The 17,598-nt window shown below is 63.1% G+C and carries 16 protein-coding genes and 1 pseudogene; 7 read left to right on the top strand and 10 right to left on the bottom strand.

What is annotated here, in order from left to right:
- Positions 1-58 precede the first annotated feature (58 nt).
- The 3 genes from B7Y43_RS11060 (at position 59) to B7Y43_RS11050 (ending at position 3,114) form a co-directional block, all read left to right on the top strand.
- The gene (locus tag B7Y43_RS11060) at positions 59-646 is read left to right on the top strand and encodes a hypothetical protein (RefSeq protein WP_374131706.1); all 588 of its coding nucleotides are present in this window, start codon (positions 59-61) and stop codon (positions 644-646) included.
- The gene (locus tag B7Y43_RS11055) at positions 646-1,230 is read left to right on the top strand and encodes a hypothetical protein (protein WP_374131705.1); all 585 of its coding nucleotides are present in this window, start codon (positions 646-648) and stop codon (positions 1,228-1,230) included. Before B7Y43_RS11060 ends, B7Y43_RS11055 begins: the two co-directional genes overlap by 1 nt.
- Before the next feature lie 306 nt (positions 1,231-1,536).
- Positions 1,537-3,114, top strand: coding sequence for an amidase (locus B7Y43_RS11050; protein WP_374131704.1), 1,578 nt, complete (start codon positions 1,537-1,539; stop codon positions 3,112-3,114).
- On the opposite strand, the gene B7Y43_RS11045 is transcribed toward B7Y43_RS11050, so the two are convergent.
- Entirely contained in the window at positions 3,111-3,572 is a 462-nt protein-coding gene (locus B7Y43_RS11045; RefSeq protein WP_374131822.1) for a DUF2721 domain-containing protein, read from the bottom strand. The two genes, B7Y43_RS11050 and B7Y43_RS11045, sit on opposite strands and share 4 nt — an antisense overlap.
- A gap of 79 nt (positions 3,573-3,651) precedes the next feature.
- Between B7Y43_RS11045 and B7Y43_RS11040 the strand changes: the two genes are divergently transcribed.
- From B7Y43_RS11040 to B7Y43_RS11030, 3 genes are all read left to right on the top strand, one after another.
- Positions 3,652-4,611 carry a GNAT family N-acetyltransferase gene (locus tag B7Y43_RS11040; protein WP_374131703.1) on the top strand — a complete coding sequence of 320 codons (960 nt, stop codon included), beginning with the start codon at positions 3,652-3,654 and terminating at the stop codon, positions 4,609-4,611.
- A 327-nt stretch (positions 4,612-4,938) separates the two neighbouring features.
- On the top strand, positions 4,939-5,196 hold the full coding sequence (locus B7Y43_RS11035; protein ID WP_374131702.1) for a YjhX family toxin: 258 nt from the start codon (positions 4,939-4,941) through the stop codon (positions 5,194-5,196).
- Between the two features lie 151 nt (positions 5,197-5,347).
- Positions 5,348-6,241 (top strand): ROK family protein, encoded by an 894-nt coding sequence (locus B7Y43_RS11030; RefSeq protein WP_374131701.1) that lies wholly within the window; start codon positions 5,348-5,350, stop codon positions 6,239-6,241.
- 173 nt (positions 6,242-6,414) lie between these two features.
- On the opposite strand, the gene B7Y43_RS11025 is transcribed toward B7Y43_RS11030, so the two are convergent.
- From B7Y43_RS11025 to B7Y43_RS10985, 9 genes and pseudogenes are all read right to left on the bottom strand, one after another.
- Positions 6,415-7,560, bottom strand: a complete 1,146-nt coding sequence (locus B7Y43_RS11025) for a patatin-like phospholipase family protein (RefSeq protein WP_374131700.1) — start codon at positions 7,558-7,560, stop codon at positions 6,415-6,417.
- Positions 7,557-8,972: an efflux transporter outer membrane subunit gene (locus tag B7Y43_RS11020; protein ID WP_374131699.1), complete on the bottom strand. Its 1,416-nt coding sequence runs from the start codon at positions 8,970-8,972 to the stop codon at positions 7,557-7,559. Before B7Y43_RS11020 ends, B7Y43_RS11025 begins: the two co-directional genes overlap by 4 nt.
- 5 nt (positions 8,973-8,977) lie before the next feature.
- Complete coding sequence (locus tag B7Y43_RS11015) at positions 8,978-10,093, bottom strand: ABC transporter permease (protein WP_374131698.1); 1,116 nt, start codon at positions 10,091-10,093, stop codon at positions 8,978-8,980.
- Entirely contained in the window at positions 10,090-11,217 is a 1,128-nt protein-coding gene (locus B7Y43_RS11010) for an ABC transporter permease (RefSeq protein ID WP_374131697.1), read from the bottom strand. The genes B7Y43_RS11015 and B7Y43_RS11010 overlap by 4 nt, the downstream gene beginning before the upstream one ends.
- Positions 11,214-12,929, bottom strand: a complete 1,716-nt coding sequence (locus B7Y43_RS11005; protein ID WP_374131696.1) for an ATP-binding cassette domain-containing protein — start codon at positions 12,927-12,929, stop codon at positions 11,214-11,216. Before B7Y43_RS11005 ends, B7Y43_RS11010 begins: the two co-directional genes overlap by 4 nt.
- Before the next feature lies 1 nt (position 12,930).
- Entirely contained in the window at positions 12,931-13,935 is a 1,005-nt protein-coding gene (locus tag B7Y43_RS11000) for an HlyD family efflux transporter periplasmic adaptor subunit (protein ID WP_374131695.1), read from the bottom strand.
- A complete protein-coding gene (gene cecR, locus B7Y43_RS10995) occupies positions 13,932-14,591 on the bottom strand; it encodes a transcriptional regulator CecR (RefSeq protein WP_374131694.1) in 660 nt (219 codons plus the stop codon). The genes B7Y43_RS11000 and cecR overlap by 4 nt, the downstream gene beginning before the upstream one ends.
- Before the next feature lie 254 nt (positions 14,592-14,845).
- Positions 14,846-15,064 carry a DNA translocase FtsK gene (locus tag B7Y43_RS10990; protein WP_374131693.1) on the bottom strand — a complete coding sequence of 73 codons (219 nt, stop codon included), beginning with the start codon at positions 15,062-15,064 and terminating at the stop codon, positions 14,846-14,848.
- Positions 15,065-15,203: 139 nt separating this feature from the next.
- Positions 15,204-16,364: pseudogene (locus B7Y43_RS10985) on the bottom strand (IS30 family transposase).
- Between the two features lie 327 nt (positions 16,365-16,691).
- On the opposite strand from B7Y43_RS10985, the gene B7Y43_RS10980 reads away from it, so the two are divergent.
- Positions 16,692-17,495 (top strand): transporter, encoded by an 804-nt coding sequence (locus B7Y43_RS10980; RefSeq protein ID WP_374131692.1) that lies wholly within the window; start codon positions 16,692-16,694, stop codon positions 17,493-17,495.
- Positions 17,496-17,598: the final 103 nt, after the last annotated feature.

Genomic DNA, 17,598 nt, shown 5'->3' with positions numbered 1-17,598 from the left:
TGGTTGATGGGGCGGATCGGCGGTTGAGCCTTTGGGCGGCATCGCGCATAGGGATAGGATGCTGCGATCGCCCCTTTTTGTCGTGATGCTGGTGGCCGGCTGCGCCAGCGCCCCTGCGCCGCTCCCGGCCCGGCTTGCCCCGCCACCCGCGTGGCAAGTCTCGCCGCCGGTGGTATCGACTGCCGTGCCGACCCAAGCGCCAATGGTTGCAACTACCCAAACGCCGGGCCCAGTGCCCCCCGCTTATGGCGGTGACTGGCGCGATTGGCCGGTGACGCCGGGTGACTGGGTGTATCGCCAGGATAGTCGCGGCAGCATCGCGCTGTTCGGCAGACCGGGTGCCGATGCTGAACTGACCATCCGGTGTGATCGCGGCGCCGGGCAGATCTATGTGTCGCGGCGCGGCGCGGCGCCCGGCAATGCGCCGCTGACCATCCGCACCTCCAGCATGGCGCGCACTATTGCTACCCAGCCAACCGGCGCGAGCCCGGCGTATATGGCCTTTGCGCTGTTCCCGCGTGATCCGTTGCTTGATGCGATCGGGTTCAGCCGGGGGCGGTTCATCGTCGATCAGGCGACCTTGCCGGTGCTCATCATTCCCGCCTGGCCGGAGATTTTGCGCGTCAGCGAAGATTGCCGTCCGTGATGCGTAGGACGGTGGTGCTGGCGGGTGCAGCCTTTATCGGGCTGGCCAGTTGCGCCCCGTCTGCTGACACGCCTCCCACCAAGCCGGAAGATGCCTCGGTCACGATCAGCGTGCCGGGGCCGGACCGCGTGATCGCGTCGGGGATATTGCCGACGCCCGAGCTGGACGGCGTGGCGATCACCGCTGGCCATTGGCGGCATGATGTTGGCCCGGCCGGCGATGCGGCGGTGTTTGTCGATACTGCCGGCCAGACCCAATTTGCGCTGCGCTGCGATTCCGCTCGCCACCGGTTATTGTTCGTCCGCGCCGTGCCTGCTGCAGCGGGGGGCATGCTGAAGATCATCACCGGATCGGGCGCGGCCAGCTTTGTCGCGCGGCCGCGCGCCTTTGCGCCGGGCGTGATGGCGGCGGTGCCGATCGACGATAGCTTCATTTCCACGGCGCTGGCGCGGGCAAAAGGGCGGATTGGCGTGATGCTGACGGGCAGTTCTGCACCCGGTGCAACGCTGGCGATGCCAGCAGATGGCGCGATTGCGGCGGTTATTGGGGACTGTGCGGGCCGGTCCCAAGCACAGTCCTCTTGAATCGCCCAAAAAGAAATAAATTACAAGACTTGTTGTTATGAATCACATGATTCAAACAGGAGTCGTGCCCAGGCAGGGTACGCCGTTTTAACGGCGGCTCGCATGGTCTCCCGGGCTGGAGCTTCCGGCCGCTGACCATGTCAGGAGGTTGCCGGGGCGGTGCGTGGCACCCCCCGGCAGCCTCTTTTCATTTCTGCGCCTGTTCATTGCGGCTGATCAGGCGTGGGATACGGTCTTCGGGGCAGGCCCCTTGCATCGTTTGCCGTCACCGATAGGGTCGCGGCTGTTTCGCCAAAGGGGAATTTCATGCGCGCCATTTCTGCCCTGCTCCTCTTGACTGCGGCAGTGCCCGCCACCGCGCAAATCGCCCCCAAAATCGAAGAGGCCTCCATCGCCGATCTGCGCGCGATGATGGCTGATGGCACGGCGTCGAGCGAGGCGATCACCCAGGCCTATCTGGCGCGGATCGCGGCGATGGACCGCACCGGGCCAACGCTCCGATCGGTCATTGCGACCAATCCGGACGCGCTGGCGCAGGCCAAGGCGGCGGACGCGCGGCGCAAGGCGGGCAAATCGCTCGGGCCCCTCGATGGGGTGCCGGTGCTGGTGAAGGACAATATCGAAACCAAGGATCCGATCGCGACGACGGCGGGCAGCCTCGCGCTCAAGGACAATGTCACCTTGCGCGACGCGCCGATGGTGGCGGTGCTGCGCGCGGGTGGCGCGGTGATCCTGGGCAAGACCAATCTCAGCGAATGGGCCAATATCCGATCGAACAATTCAGTCAGCGGCTGGAGTGCGGTCGGCGGGCAAGTGCGCAATCCCTATGCGTTTGACCGCACCCCCTGTGGGTCGTCGAGCGGTACCGGTGCCGCGATCGCCGCCAGCTTTGCTGCGGTTGGTATCGGCACGGAAACCGATGGGTCGGTGGTCTGCCCGTCGTCGATCAATGGGCTGGTCGGGCTGAAGCCGACGATCGGGATGGTCAGTCGAACGCATGTCGTGCCGATCAGCCATAGCCAGGATACGCCGGGGCCAATGGCGCGCAGCGTCACCGATGCCGCGATCCTGTTTTCGCAGATGATTGCCAGCGACCCCGCCGATCCGGCAACGCGCGATGCCGATCTGTTCAAGCGCGATTACGCCGCCGATCTGCCCCGCGCGACGTTAAACGGGGTGCGCGTGGCGGTCTATCGGCCCGCGATGAATGCCGATCTTACCAAGGCGTTCGACGCCGCGCTGGCGGTGCTGAAGGCGCAGGGCGCGGTGCTGGTCGATGTGGAAAAGCCCAAGCTTGACGGGATTGGCGCTGCTGAATTCGCGGTGTTGTTGACCGAGCTGAGGGCCGATCTGAACAGCTATCTGGCGACCACTCCGCCAGCCGTGAAGACGCGGACGCTGGCTGATGTGATTGCGTTCAATGAAGCCAATGCGGCGACGGAAATGCCCTATTTCGGGCAGGAAACATTCCTGGCGGCGGAAAAGACCAATGGCCTGACCGATCCCGAATATCTCGGCGCGCGCGCAAAATCGCTGCGGCTGGCGGGCAAGGAAGGCATTGACGCGATGCTCGCCAAGGCAGGCGCGCAGATATTGGTGGAACCAAGCTATGGCCCCGGCTGGCTGATCGATCACGTCTATGGCGATCAATATAATGGCCCGTCGTCGAGCGACCTGCCCGCCGTGTCGGGCTATCCTAATCTGACTGTGCCGATGGGGCTGGTACGCGGATTACCGGTCGGCTTGTCGTTCATCGGCCGCGCGCATAGCGAAACGACCTTGCTGGGTGCCGGCTATGTTTATGAACAGGCGAGCAAAGCGCGGGTTGCGCCGCGCTATCTGCCAAGCGCTGATGTCGGGCCGGGGATGGACGGGACGCGCTAACCGCGTTCGCGCTCCAGCAACTCGGCGCGGATATGCGTTGCACGCAGGGACATCCTGACCTCGATCATGAACATGACGAGGCCCGCGACGAGCAACGCCATCGCCAGAATGAAAATCAGCGCGACAATCGTGCCGATGTGCAGATTGGCGAGCTCGGCGACGAAGAGCAGCGCGACGACGGTGCAGATCGCCACGGCGCTGGTCACGCACAGGAACAGCGCGGCGTTGATCACGGACATGCGCCGATCAAGCAGCCGCAATTCCCAGACATGCCGATCATGTTCTGGGCCGCTGCTGCGTGGATGAAGCCGTTCGAGCGCGCGGGCGCGGTCGACGACGCGCGCCAGTCGTCCAGCAATGACGTTCAGCACTGCGCCAATCCCCGCGAGCAGGAAAACCGGGGCCAAGGAAAGCTGGATCGTCTGCGCGATCGTGGTGACGGCGGGGGAGAATTGCATACGAAAATACTCATAACGGATCGCGGTGGTCTGGCCACTACCAACCATATCGTAACGATTATTGCGGTATTTTTGCTGCATGACCAAGCCGCTGTTGCTCGCTGATTTCGTGCGCCTGCCGGCGACGATGACGGCAATGGCGTGTGAAGGACTGTCCAGCAGGATCGATGCCGTTGCGGCGGTCGCCCCGCATAGCCACCAATTTCTGCGCTATCACTGGTTCGCGGCGGCACTCGCCGCGCAGGGCGGGCAGGCCCATACGATCATGATCGAAGCGGATCGCGTGCCGCTGGTCGCGCTGCCGATGGTGGCGATCGGGCCCGGATGGGCGCGGCTGGCGGCGGTGCCGGGCAGTTATTGGCCGTTTCGCAGCTTTCCGGCGTATGAAGGCGCCGATGCATCGGTGTTCGATGCGCTTGCTGATTCGCTGGCAGCGCGCGTCAATGCGCTCAGGATCGGGCCGGTTTATGATGATGATCCGGCAGCAATGGCGCTGATCACGGCCGCGCGCGGACGCGGCTGGGCAGTGCTCGATCGCTTTATCGCTGATAGCTATCTGCTCGATATGGCTGCCGAAGCGGTCGGTGGTTGGCCGCGTAACTCGACGCTGCGCAAGAATCGGTTCCACGAAAAGCACTTGGCCGACCACGGCGCGCTGGAATGGGAATTTCTGGATGGCAAAGCGCTGTCGAACGGTGGCTTTGATGCGATGGCGGCAATCGAGGAAAAGAGCTGGATCGCCGCGCGCACCGATGGTCGCGACGCGAAATTCACTCCCACCGGTCACGGCGCCTTCTGGCGCCAGGTCGCCAGCGATCCGGTGATCGCCGGGATGCTGCATGCCGCGCTGTTGCGCGTGGATGGCGCGCCAGCGGCTTTTTCCTTCGATATTGATGCGGGGCCGCTCAAATATGCGATCGCCAACAGCTATGATCCGGCGTTCGCCAAGCATTCGCCGGGCAAATTGCTCTATTATCGCAACCTGGCAGACGCGATGGCGCGCGGGATTACGCGGGTTGATTGGGGGGGCGGGCGATAGCGGCTATAAAAGGGTGATCGGGGCGACCAAGGGGCCGGCGATCCGGGATTGGCTGCTGGTGCGGCCAGGGTTGCCGGCGATGCTCGGCGCGCTGCTCAAAGGCTATTGGGCGCGGAGCGGGCAGGGGCATTGATCGGCTATTGACGGCTGCGGGCACCGCCCGGTAACTTCTTGGCCTCGCTTGGAGTGGATATGTTAGGAATTGTCGCCCGCTGATTGCTGGCCGGGATCGTGATCCCGGGCCCGGCATCACGCATCGTCGCCGCCCATTTTTGGGCGTTTGCGGCGGTGATGGCGCTAACCCCATGCTCGGGGCTGACATTTCCCATGAATATTTCAAAGCTTGAACAGCGCGTGCTGCACGCGCTGGCGCAGGGTGGCCGCATCGTCCACCGGCGTGATGATGACGGGCGTATCGCGGCGGTCGATTGCTTCACCCGTGAAGGCTATGTGCTGAGCGATTGCACGCTCAGCCTATTCCAGCGGCTCAAGCGGCGCGGGTTGATCGCCAGCAGCGGCGGTGGCCCCTATCGCGCGACGCGGCTTGGGCTGGCGTCGGTACGGGCACAACCCGACAATCGCTAACCCTGGCATTGGGTCGCTGGACCCCGGCACTGTGCCGGGGTTCCCCGACCAGCGTGATGCGAAACGGGATCAAGCGCTCTTGCGGCACCGGGGGAAAACCGGCTTTACTCATGCGGATGACTAAATTGCTCCACCACCGCCCGAACGCGTCATGAACCGCGGAGAAGAATTGCTCGCCGGGATCGAGCTTGGCGGCACCAAATGCATCGCGGTGCTTGCGCGCGGCGAGACGATCTTGGCCAAACAGGCATGGCCGACCGGCGCCCCTGCCGAAACATTGGCGGCGGTGCTTGGCACGCTGGAGGGCTGGCGGGCGCAACAGGGCTTTGTCGCGATCGGCATCGCAGCGTTTGGCCCGCTGGGGCTGGCCCCGGCCGCGAGCCGTTTTGGCCATGTGCTGGAGACAACCAAACCAGGCTGGAGCGGCTTTGATCTGCTCGGCACGGTGCAAGCCCGTTTTGATTTGCCGATTGCGCTGGATACCGATGTTGCTGGGGCGGCATTGGCGGAACAGCTTTGGGGCGGCTCAGTTGGCTGTCGGGTGCATGCCTATGTGACGATTGGCACGGGCGTTGGCGGCGGCATCATCGTCGATGGTCGGCCCGTGCATGGTTTCCTGCATCCAGAGATCGGCCATATGCGCGTGCCGCGCCGGGCGGACGATGCTTTTGCCGGCATGTGCTGCTTTCATGGCGATTGTGTGGAGGGGTTGGTGTCTGGCCCGGCGCTTGAAGCGCGGACGGGCCTGGCCGGGGCGGATATTCCCGCTGACCATCCGGTCTGGGCGGATGTCGCACAGGAATTGGGCGATTTCTTTGCCAATATGCTGATGAGCTTCGCGCCCGAACGGATTGCGCTGGGCGGCGGCGTGCTGCAGCAGCGGCCCTATCTGCTCCCCCAGATCCGCGCCGTGGTGACGGAACGATTGGCGGGGTACCTGCCCGATACCGCAATTGCCCCCGCCGCGCGGATCGCGATGGCGACGTTGGGTGCGAATGCCGGTCCGCTCGGCGCCATCGCGCTGGCAGCGCTCGCGCGCGGCTAGAGCGGGATGACGTTAGATCGCCTTAACCTCATACCGTTCGGCCCCGGATCAGGTCCGGGGGAAGTCGAAGCCCACGCGATCCGCATGCCCTTCGACTTCGCTCAGGGCGAACGGGGTATGGTTTGGTCCAATCCAAAGGCACCATACTCTAACCAAGCCCGGCTTTTGTTGTCTTACGGCGCGACGGGATCGCCAGAGGGCGGTGCGGATGCCCATTTCTGGGCCAGACCCTGGCTCAATCCAAAGGCATAGAGCCGGTTCATATAGGCCGTATCGAACGGCTTATGTGGCGGACCGGGTTCGAAGCCTGACGTGATATAGCTCAAATGGTAGCGCGCGCCGTAGCGTTTTGACCAAAGATAGGCGGTTGCAGTCTGTTCGCGCACCGCCGCCGCCGTCGCCAGCGTGAAGGCACGACTGGCAATGGCCAGGATGCCGCCTTTGACGATCTTGAAATCGCCCCCCAATTGCCCGTTCACCAACAGATAGAGATCGGACACATCGGTGCCGATACCGCTGGTGGTGATCACCCCCGGCGGCACGACCAGCAACGATCCCGACGTCGCGCCATCGACATGTGCTTCGCGGATCAGTTTGCCGCCCGATTGCGCATCGATCACGACGGGCGGGAACAGCGCGGGTACCGCAGACGATGCCAGCAATACCTGCCGAAACAGCCGATAACGGCCCGGCGCCTTGCTGTCGGCGATAACCCCCAAATTCCACACGACGCCGCGCTGCGCATCGAGATTGGCGGTGCCGACGAACAATCGCCTGCCATTGCGATGCGCGGCGGCGACCTCGTCGATCACTGCATCGGTCACATAGGTGTTGAGCAGCCGCCACAGCGGCCCGGTGGTGGCGACGCTGGTCGACAGTAACGCCGTTGGCGGCAGGCGGAGTTTGTAAATGTCGCGCTGGCTGATCGTTGTGTAAGCGGCTTTGACCCGGTCATCATAGCGCGCGCCGAGAAAGGCAAAGGGGGCAATTAGCGCACCGGTGCTAACCCCGGTGACCACGGTGAATTCCGGGCGCTTGCCCGATTGGCTCCAGCCGTTGAGAAAGCCCGCGCCATAGGCCCCGTCATCCGATCCGCCCGATATGGCGAGCATTGCCTCTGCCCGGCCGGCCAAGCGTTCCGGTCGTGCGCGCATGAAGGCGGCAGGATCATCGGCCCAGAACCGCGCGCCGGGAATGCCGGGCATTTGCGCGATGGACTGTTCTTGTTCGCTGTAAAGCCGCTTGGGCAGCGTAACACAGCCGCTGGTCGTAACCAGGGCAAGCGCCAGCAGCGTCGTGAGGCCGAAACGTCCGGTCATTTGTCCGTCTCCGCCCAGGTGCCGCCAAGGGCCTTGGCGAGTGCGATATAGGCTTTCAGCGTGTCGGTCTGCGCGCTTAATGCCTGTTGTTCAATGGTCAGCCGAAATGATTGCGATTCAAGCCAGGCGATCCGATCATCTTCGCCTGCGCGAAAGCGACGTTCGGCAAGCGCGGTGGCCGTGCTGCTTTCGGCGAGGGCAGCGGCGCGGTCCTGTTGCGCGGACCTGCTCGCGGCGAGACGATTGACCGCGGTTTCGCTGTCGGCAAGCGCCCCCAATACCGCCTTTTCATAACGCGCGGTCGCCGCATCAGCCCGCGCATCGGCGGCGCGGATCTGCGCCCGGATTCGCCCGAAGGAGAAAATCGGCCAGCTAAAGCTCGGCCCGATCTGAAAGCGCGTGCTTGCCCCCGAAGCAATATCGCCAAGCGCGCGCGATTGCTGGCCCAGGCTGCCGGTCAGCGAGATATGCGGATAGAGATTGGCGGTCTCCACGCCGATATCGGCGGTAGCGGCGGCGAGATCGGCATCGGCAGCACGGATGTCGGCGCGGCGGCGGAGCAGATCGGAGCGGATGCCGGTCGCCACCACGACAGGCACCTGCGGCAAGGGTGCGGTGGGGGACAGATCGGCAAGTAATGCCTCGGGCGGCTGGCCGGTCAGCAACGCCAATCGGTAGATTGCGCCGCGGATATCAGCTTCAATCCCGCTGATCGCCGCGCGAGCGGTGTCCGTACGCTGCCGTGCTGATGCCTGATCGCTGGCCGAGGATTCGCCCGCTGCGGTGCGTTGCGTGACCAGGGTTGCGATCGCATCGCGGATATCGCTGTCCGCGCGGGCATTGGCGAGCCGGGCCTGGGCGGCGCGCAGATCGGCATAGCTGCGGGCAACCTCGGCGATGCTTTGCAAACGGACATCGTCGATTCGCGCTTCGGCAGCGGCGGCTCGGGCCCGCGAACCTTCCACCGCGCGCCGGGTGCCGCCCCACAGGTCAAGCTCCCAAGAAGCATCGAAGCCAGCATCGAACAGCGAAAACTGCCGTGTAAAACCGGGAATACGCGCAATCGGGATCTGGCCATTCTGGCTCAGCTGGGTCTCCGTCGCGCCACCGCTCACGCGGATTTCGGGCACGGTTCGGCCAGCGGCAGCGTCGCGATTGGCGCGCGCATCAAGCAGCCGCGCCTGTGCCTCACGAACATCGAGATTGCCTGTCAGCGCTCGCGCTACCAGCGTGTCGAGCATCGGATCGCCCAGCGCCCGCCACCAGCTGGTATCGACATCGCCGGGTGCAGTGTCCGGCGATACCCATGGCGCCGCGCTGCCAAGCGTGGTGGGCGGTTGCCGATAGCTTGGTCCGACGGTGCAACCGCCAAGCACGGCCAGTATCAGGATAAGGGGCGGGGCATATCGCATTGGCTTCACTCCACGCGCGATCGGAATTGCAGGGTTGCCGCGGTCAGCGTCACGGCGGCGATGACCATCAGCGGCCAGCTATTGGCGAACACATCCGCCAGCGGCATCGCTTTCAGAAACAGGCCCTCGGCGATGATCAGGAAATGTTTTTGCGGGTTTGCTTCGGCAATGATCTGCAGCCAGCGGGGCATATTCTCATAGGGGCTGGTGAAGCCTGACAGCAGGGTCATCGGCACCGTCACCAGAAACATCCCCAGAAACGCCTGTTGCTGGGATTGCGAAATCGTCGAAACGACCATGCCGATGCCGATCACGGCGAGCAGAAAAAATGTCAGCGCGGCATAAAAGAGCAGGATCGATCCGGTCATCGGCACGCCGAAAAAGACCGGAATAACGATCAGGTACAGGGTGCCGTTGAACATGCCGATCAGGAAAGGCGGCGTCATCTTGCCGATCAGGATTTCATGCAACCTAAGCGGCGAGACCATCAACTGATCAAACGTCCCCAGTTCGCGTTCGCGGGCAACCGACTGGACGATCACCGACAGCGCAGAAATGGCGCAGATGATTGCGACCAAAGACGGCATGATGAACCACAAATAATCGAGATTGGGGTTGAACCAATTGCTGACCAGCACCCGCCCGGGGGGTGGCGTTCGCGAGGCAGCCGGGCGGACAACCGCACCGACGCTGGCGGCGATCTGATCGATATAGCTGGCGGTGATCTGCGCGGCATTGGATCGGCGCCCGTCAAAAATGGCCTGCACCTGTGCTGGCCGATGCGCCGCAACATCGCTGCTGAAGCGCTGATCGAACACCAACACACCAATCGCGCGTTGATCATCGATCGCGCGGCGCAATGCATCTGGCGATTCGATGCGGATCAGCCGCTGGACATTGGGGCTGCCGGCAAGCTGATTGATGAATTCGGTCGCTGCCGGGCCGCCGTCGCGATCATAAACGCCGATCGTGACATTCTTTACCTCCAGCGTCGCCGCCGCGCTGAACAGCACCAGCTGCAGCAGTGGCGGGATGATCAGGGTGATGCGCCCGCGCGGATCGCGCAGCACCGCCCATAATTCCTTGACGATCATCGCCAGAATTCGCCCGCCGCCGCTCATGCGATCCGTCGCTTCGTTGCCCGCACGGCGAGCGTGAAGAAGATCAGCCCAAAGCCGAGCATTGCTGCAATATCAGGCAGGAACAGCCGCCAGTTATCGCCGACCACGAACACGGTTTGCAGCGGTGGGATCAGGTAGCGCGCCGGGATCAGATAAGTGATGATCTGCACCCAGCGTGGCATTGAGGCGATTTCGAAGATAAAGCCCGACAGCAACATGCCCGGCAAAAACGCGGTCAGCAGCGCGATCTGGCTGGCGACGAACTGGTTCTTTGTGGCCGCCGAAATAAACAGACCCTGGCCAAGTGCCGGGACCAGAAACGCCGATGCGATCGCCAGCAGCGCGATCGGCGATCCGCGAAAGGGCACGCCGAAAACGAACACCGCCAGCAGCGCGCAGATCGTCATCGAGCCAAGCCCCAGCATGAAATAGGGGATCACTTTGGATGCCATGAATGCGCCCATGCCAATCGGCGTTGCCATGATCGCCTCCATCGTCCCGCGTTCCCATTCGCGGGCGATGACGAGCGCGGTGAGCAGTGTGCCGATCATCGTCATCACGATGGCGATGGCGCCGGGCACCAGGAAAAACCGGCTGGCAAGCTCTGGATTGAACCAATAGCGCTGATCGACGCTGATGGCCGGGGCGATGCTGCGACCGCGATCTTCGCTTCGCGCCGCCGCCCAGCTCGCCTGCACGCCTTGCGCATAGGCGGCGGCAAAGCTGGCGGTGTTGGGTGACGATCCATCAGTGATCACCTGAATATCGCCGCTGCCGTGCCGTTCGACACGCCGACTGAAATCGCTGGGGATCACGACAATCGCGCGCACCTTGCCCGCGACCAGATCCTGCTTCAGGATTTTGAGATCGCCCGTCGAGGCGACGTCGAACCAGCGTGATTGCTGAAAGGCACCGGCAAGGCTCTGCGCGGGGCCGCCACCGTCCTGCAGCGACAGCGCAATCCGGGTGCGCGCCGTGTCCAGGCTGACGCCATAGCCGAACAGGAAGATCAGCAGCACCGGCAGGACAAAGGCGATCAGCAGCGTCGATGGATCGCGGAAGATTTGCAGTGTCTCTTTCAGCAGCATCGCGCTGAATCGGCGGTAATCCCAGCGCGCGTTCATGCCGCTGCCTCGCGCTGCAGGTCGGCAGCCTCGATCAGGGCGATGAAGGCGTCCTCCATCGTCGCATCGGCTTTGCCTGCCTGGCGTTTCAGCTCGTCAGGGGTGCCGGTGGCGATTTGTTCGGCGCGGTAGATCAGTGCGATCCGGTCGCAATATTCGGCCTCGTCCATGAAATGGGTGGTCACGAGCACGGTCACACCCTTTTCGACCAGTCCGTTGATGTGGCTCCAAAATTCACGCCGAACGATGGGGTCGACGCCCGATGTCGGTTCGTCGAGGAACAGCACAGGCGGTTCGTGCATCACTGCACAGGCCAGCGCGAGGCGTTGTTTGAAGCCAAGCGGCAAGGTGGCGCTATTGACCTTTAGGTAGCGCTCCAGCCCGAAAATCTCGGTGACGCGCGCTGTTGCCGCACGCCGTGCGGCCCCCTGCAACCCATAAATGCCAGCGAAGAAGTCGAGATTCTGCTGGACGCTGAGATCGCCATAAAGCGAGAATTTCTGGGCCATATAGCCAAGCGACTGGCGCGCATCGGCTTTGGCGGTGCGCAGATCGAAGCCCGCGACCGATCCGGTGCCATGGGTTGGCGTCAACAGGCCGCACAGCATCTTGAAGGTGGTCGATTTACCGGCGCCATTGGGGCCGAGCAGCCCGAAAATCTGTCCGCGCGGGATCGAAAAGCTCACATCATGCGCAGCGGTGAAGTCGCCAAAAATCTTGGTCAGCGCATGGGCGGCAATCGCCGGCGCCGAATTGGCCGGGATGGTGCGATAGGCCTTGGCCAGTGCACTGCTGCCATGCGCGCCGCCGCCCAGAATATCGATGAAACCATCTTCAAAACGCGGCTCGGCGGGTTCGATGGTGATGGCGGGCAGGCCGAAATCGGCAGCAGCAAGAACAACGTCGCGGTTGCGCAGCAACAATCGCACGGCGTCCCCCTGTACCGTGCCGTCGATTACGTCATCGCGGTCAAGAACATGCTCCAAAATGTGGCGGCGATCGGCGGAGGGGACCGCGACGCGAACCACGCGCCCTTCTACCTGGCGCAGCAATTCGCCCGGCGGCCCGCCGTGCAGCATTTTGCCTTCGTTGAGCAGGAATACCGTGTCGCATTTCTCGGCTTCGTCGAGATAGGCGGTTGACCACAAGATGCCGACGCCGTCGCCCGCCAGCGCGCGGACCATTGCCCATAATTCTCGCCGCGATACTGGATCGACCCCGACCCCAGGCTCGTCGAGCAGCAACAGTTTCGGCGCGCGCACCATGGCGCAAGCAAGCCCCAGTTTCTGCTTCATGCCGCCCGATAACTTACCGGCACGGCGCGCCTGAAAGCGCTTGAGATCGGTAAAGTCGAGCAGCCGCGCAAAATTCTCAGCGCGCTCGCTGGCGGGAAGGCCGCGCAGATCGGCATAAAGATTGAGATTCTCGATCACCGACAGGTCTTCGTAGAGCCCAAAGCGCTGCGGCATATAGCCAATCTGCGCGCGGTCAGCCTGAGCAGCGGGCGCGCCGAACACCTCGATGCTGCCATGATCGGGCATGATCAGCCCCGCCAGAATACGGATCAGCGTGGTCTTGCCGGCGCCGTCCGGGCCGACCAGCCCGGTCATCTGCCCTGGCATGATCGTCAGGTCGACCGAGTCGAGCGCGGCGGGGCCATCACTGACGAAGCGTTTGGTAACGCCCACTGCCCGTGCGACGGGCGCTGTCATGTCAGTTCTTGCCTGCGGCGCGGGCCGACGGCACGGCAATGCTGACGGGTTGGCCCTGGCGCAGCGCATCATCGGGATCGCTGACGTTGATCCGCAGCCGATAGACCAGATCGGTGCGGAGATTTTCGGTCTGTACGGATTTGGGGGTAAATTCCGCGGTCGGCGAGATGAAACCGATCGTGCCGTGATAGCGGCGGGGGTTGCCATCAGCGCGCACCAGCACGGCCATGCCGGGCGAAATCCGGCCCAGATCCGGCTCGGCGATATAGGCGCGCACGCGTAAGGGGCGATCGATCGTGAGGGTGAACACCGTTTCGCCGGGTTGAACGATTGCGCCGGGTTCGCGCGCGCGCGTCAGCACCGTGCCGCCTTCGGGCGCAATGATCGTGGCATCGGCCAGATCGGTGCGGGCCCGGTCGCGGCTCGCCATGGCGGATGCGCGTTGCGCGCGGGCGGCGCGGATATCTTCGCTGCGGCTGCCGGCTTGCTGCAACGACAACGCCTGTTGCGCTGCCTTTAGCCGTGCCTGCGCCGCCTTTAGGTCAGCCCGGGTCGCGTCGGCGATTGCCTGGCTGACCGCACCACTGGCGACCAGCGACTGGCGGCGGGCATCGTCCTGCTGCGCCTTGTCGAGCGCGGCCTGGCGTTCGGCGAGCACCGCCTGCGCCTGGGCGATATCCTGCGCGCGGCTGCCAGCTTCGCGCTTGGCGAGTTCGGCATCGGCCAGGGCGATCTGCGCATCGGCAACCGCCACCGAATCGCGCAATGGTCGCGGATCGAGCCGAGCGAGAATGGTGCCGGGCGCCACCTTGGCACCCTCATCCACGGCCATCATTTCGATCCGCCCCGGCACGCGGAAAGCGAGCTCGACCTGTCGGACATCGACATTGCCATAGAGCGCCAAGCCGGTGTCCGCAGGCGCAAATAGGCCGAACCCGCGGGTGGCAAGCGCCGCCACCACCACCATGATCAGCGCCGCGATCCCGATCGGTCGCCTGAACTTCATATGCCGTCTCCTGCTTCGAGCGCGTCGAGAATCGCGGCCAGATGCCGCTGAATGCTTTGGTTGATCGCGGCCGCCTGGTCGGGGCCAATGCTGGTCCAGCCGGTGGTGCGCATGGCGGCGGCGTGCGCGACGCGAAAGGCCATGACCTGGCCCATCAGCGCGATAGTGCGGACTTGGGCCTCGGCCTTGCTCAGTCGATCGCCGCTGACAACGATCAGCAGATCGGTAACATGGGTGAGCATCGACCCCATCACCCCGCCATACAGAATCTCGAACGCGGCGGACGGCTCCATCTGCTCGCGCATGATGAAGCGGGAAAATTGCGCGGTTTCCTCGCTCACCATCGTCTGGACAAAGCCGGTGAAGATCATCGCTAGCCCCGCGCGCGCCTGCGCCGGGCTGCCATCGGCGCGGCACAGGGCGGCGACCTGGTCCAGCGCCGGGGCGACCATCGCGCCAATCGTATCGGCAATATGCTGCGCACAGGCCAGGTAAAGCCCGTCCTTGCCCCCGAAATGATAGGTGATCGCCGACATCGGCTTGCCGGCCGCCCCGGCGATATTGCGCGTACTCGCCCCCTCAAGCCCATAGCGCCCAAAGGCATCAATCGCGACGCGCAGCAGCGCTTGATTGCTGGGGAGATTGGGTGTGGGCATCGACTCAGCTCTAGTTCGTTCGAACGAATGAGTCGAGGGGCAGTTTCGACCGTCGGCAATCGATAGTGGATTGCCGAATGGTTATTACTTTAAGATCAAGTTTTACTTCTCGAACCCGCAGATATGGTGTGTCGACAAGGCCATGTCGCCGAGACCGGCGCGGTCTCAGCATCGACAGCAAATAGCTTTATCTACCGGTAGCTGTGTGAGGGTGCTGTCAGTCTAACTCGAACCAAATTCCATACGCGGGTTCATCATTCGTCCTCTTCATCGACACCAAGGACTTTGCGGCGGCCTACGGCGTCCGGAGGCGAAACCAATCCCTTGCCCTGCATACGCTCGATAAGCCGCGTCGCTTCGTCGCGAATGAGTCTGCGCTGCTGTTGTAGCCATGGTGGGGAGACGGCCCCTAATTCGAGAATAAGCTCTCGCGCCGTTCGATACTGCTCGGAGCCGATACTGATATCGGCCAAGGCTCCATTTTCCGAGTGAATGGCGAGAGGTGAAGGTGCTGGCCCGCTTCGTCAGCGACCAGGGCGCGGGCCGAAAATAATAAGGAGCCTTCCTTTCGCGAATTTCGGCCGATCACGAATGTCCGAAAAGCTGGTGGGTTCAACCGGTCGACGCAACGCTCTGAGCGAACTTCTCAGCTGGCGTTTGGTACATCAAGGTTTTTCTTGGCCGCTCGTTGAGTTGTCTGGCGATGGCGCTGAGTTGGGCCTGGCTGAAGGTCGACAGATCGACGCCGTGGGGCAGATACTGGCGCAGCAGGCGGTTGGTGTTCTCGTTGGTGCCGCGCTGCCATGGGCTCTAAGGATCGCAGAAGTAGACAGCGACGTCGGTCGCGAGGGTGAAGCGCCGATGGTCGGCAAGTTCCTTGCCGCGATCCCACGTCAGCGATCGATAGAGTTCGTGAGGCAGTTTGCGCGCCTGCTTGATCAAGGCCGAGACGACGCTAGCAGTCTCCTTGTTCGGGACCTTGGCCAGGATCACGTAACGCGACTGCCGTTCGACCAGCGTCACGACATGGCTGCCGCGCGCGCCGGAGATGAGATCACCTTCCCAGTGCCCGGGTACGGCGCGGTCCTCGACCGAAGCGGGTCGTTCGCTGATCGAGACCGCGTCCTTGATCTGGCCGAGCCCGTCGCGCTTCAAGCTGGCGTGGCGCGAGCGGCGGATCGTGCGCTTGGCGCGCAGATGCGCAAGCAGCTCTTTCTTGAGGACGCCACGCGCCTGAATATAAAGGCTCTTGTAGATCGTCTCGTGTGACACGCGATGCTGGTCTTCGTCCGGAAAGCTATGCTTGAGCCAGCCCGCAACCTGCTCTGGCGACCATTTGCGGCGCAGCTTGCGCGATACTGTTCGTCGCAAGCCCGGGTGGCAAGCGAGCTTGCAGCGCTTCGGGCGCAGCGCACGATCCCATGCCGCTTGATCCGATACCGTGGCACGATACCGATCGGCGCCACCGTTACGGCCGACCTCTCGGCTGATCGTTGACGGCGCGCGGCCAAGCTGGACTGCAATCGCACGCAGCGAACGGCCGGCGACCAGACCTCTGGATATCTCTTCGCGGTCGGCCAAGCTGAGCGCTCGCCCGCATCGCTTCCGATCGGGTGGGCGGATCCCACCCGACGGTGAGAGCACCGAGAAGATCGACGAGCTCTCCCGCTCGAAGCCGCGGCCGATCGAACTCATCGACTCGCCGCGCTGCCACCGATCCCAAATCTCTGCCCGCTGAGCGGCCGAGTAATATATCCGACGACGCTGCTTCATCACATCACTCCTTCTCATCATGAAAATGATGCGTTGCGTCGACCGGTTGAACCCACCCTGGAAAACGGCCTGGCAGGTTTCGGGCAGCGGTTTGAGGTAAGTCGACATTGGTTCAGGCCAATCGAGCCAGGCTGCCAGGTTAACGTTGCCGCGAGGCTGCGGGCGACAGCGACGGTCGCCATCGCGCCTGACGTGCCATCGTTCGAAAAGGCGATCACGGCCTTGCCGATTGCTGACACGATAGCGCAGTAGGCGTGGTTTAGCGTGTTCGTGCCCCCTCGAGAGCGCAATTTGACCCCGCAAGCGAAAGCAAGATAGCCTCCTGCGATGCTCACGCCGAAAATCTCGATTTTCTCTGCCCTCTTTGTGCTCGTGTCAGCCAATTCGCTCACGCCAGCGGCGGCCCGGGATCGGTGTGCCGAACGTCCCGGACAGACCACACCACCCTGCACCGTCGAGCCGGGTGGCGTGGTTCTGGAAACCGGCCTCGTCAGCTGGTCGCTGCAGCAAAGTAGCAAGGACCGAAGCGACACATTCACGATCGGGCAGAGTACGCTGCGGATCGGTATTGCCGATCATGGCGAAATCGCAATTGGATTGACCCCCTTCGCAACTGAGCGCGTGCGCGACAAATTGGCGGCGCTGGCTAATCGTCAGTCGGGGGTTGGCGACATTACCTTTTCAGTCAAACGCAGTTTCGGGAAAGCGGATGCACCGATTGTCGCGATCAAGGTCTACGTCACGGCACCCGTCGGCGCTGCGCCTTCGGGCGCTAGCGATTGGACGGGAGGGGCGGCTCTGCCGGTATCGATACCGTTGTCGGACGCTATTGAGCTATCGCTAACCCCGGAGATCAATAGCATCGTAAACGGCAGCGGCAGCGGGCATCATCTTTCCTTTGGCAGCGCAGGCGGGCTTGCGTTCAAATTATCGAACACTCTCGGGTTTAATACCGATGTTCGTTTGCTCCGCGACAATGACCCCGTCGAGACCACGACAAAGGCAACACTCGGCACGTCATTGGCCTATCTGCCGAGCGACAAACTCCAGTTTGATCTTGGGGGCAATTTCGGGATCAACAAAGACACGCCCGATGTCGAGCTCTATGTTGGAATTGTGAAGCGGTTTTGACGCCAGTTCGATTAACTCATTAAGGTACAAAGCAAAAAATTTACGACCTACTGCCCTTCGAGGATCGGGGGCTCATATTGACCAGATGTTCGAGGTGAGCCAG

It is taken from the genome of Sphingomonas sp. 28-62-20, assembly GCF_002281505.1.
The sequence above is the reverse complement of the archived record's forward strand: the minus strand, read 5'-3'. Positions and strand labels throughout refer to the sequence as shown.

Bases quoted from the DNA above. Each gene is read 5' to 3' on its own strand.
- B7Y43_RS10980 (WP_374131692.1), top strand. From the start codon at position 16,692: ATGCTCACGCCGAAAATCTCGATTTTCTCTGCCCTCTTTGTGCTCGTG.
- B7Y43_RS11045 (WP_374131822.1), bottom strand. From the start codon at position 3,572: ATGCAATTCTCCCCCGCCGTCACCACGATCGCGCAGACGATCCAGCTT.
- B7Y43_RS11040 (WP_374131703.1), top strand. From the start codon at position 3,652: ATGACCAAGCCGCTGTTGCTCGCTGATTTCGTGCGCCTGCCGGCGACG.
- B7Y43_RS11030 (WP_374131701.1), top strand. From the start codon at position 5,348: ATGAACCGCGGAGAAGAATTGCTCGCCGGGATCGAGCTTGGCGGCACC.
- B7Y43_RS11010 (WP_374131697.1), bottom strand. From the start codon at position 11,217: ATGAACGCGCGCTGGGATTACCGCCGATTCAGCGCGATGCTGCTGAAA.
- cecR (WP_374131694.1), bottom strand. From the start codon at position 14,591: ATGCCCACACCCAATCTCCCCAGCAATCAAGCGCTGCTGCGCGTCGCG.
- B7Y43_RS11005 (WP_374131696.1), bottom strand. From the start codon at position 12,929: ATGACAGCGCCCGTCGCACGGGCAGTGGGCGTTACCAAACGCTTCGTC.
- B7Y43_RS11060 (WP_374131706.1), top strand. From the start codon at position 59: ATGCTGCGATCGCCCCTTTTTGTCGTGATGCTGGTGGCCGGCTGCGCC.
- B7Y43_RS11035 (WP_374131702.1), top strand. From the start codon at position 4,939: ATGAATATTTCAAAGCTTGAACAGCGCGTGCTGCACGCGCTGGCGCAG.
- B7Y43_RS11025 (WP_374131700.1), bottom strand. From the start codon at position 7,560: ATGACCGGACGTTTCGGCCTCACGACGCTGCTGGCGCTTGCCCTGGTT.
- B7Y43_RS11020 (WP_374131699.1), bottom strand. From the start codon at position 8,972: ATGCGATATGCCCCGCCCCTTATCCTGATACTGGCCGTGCTTGGCGGT.
- B7Y43_RS11050 (WP_374131704.1), top strand. From the start codon at position 1,537: ATGCGCGCCATTTCTGCCCTGCTCCTCTTGACTGCGGCAGTGCCCGCC.
- B7Y43_RS11055 (WP_374131705.1), top strand. From the start codon at position 646: ATGCGTAGGACGGTGGTGCTGGCGGGTGCAGCCTTTATCGGGCTGGCC.
- B7Y43_RS11015 (WP_374131698.1), bottom strand. From the start codon at position 10,093: ATGAGCGGCGGCGGGCGAATTCTGGCGATGATCGTCAAGGAATTATGG.
- B7Y43_RS11000 (WP_374131695.1), bottom strand. From the start codon at position 13,935: ATGAAGTTCAGGCGACCGATCGGGATCGCGGCGCTGATCATGGTGGTG.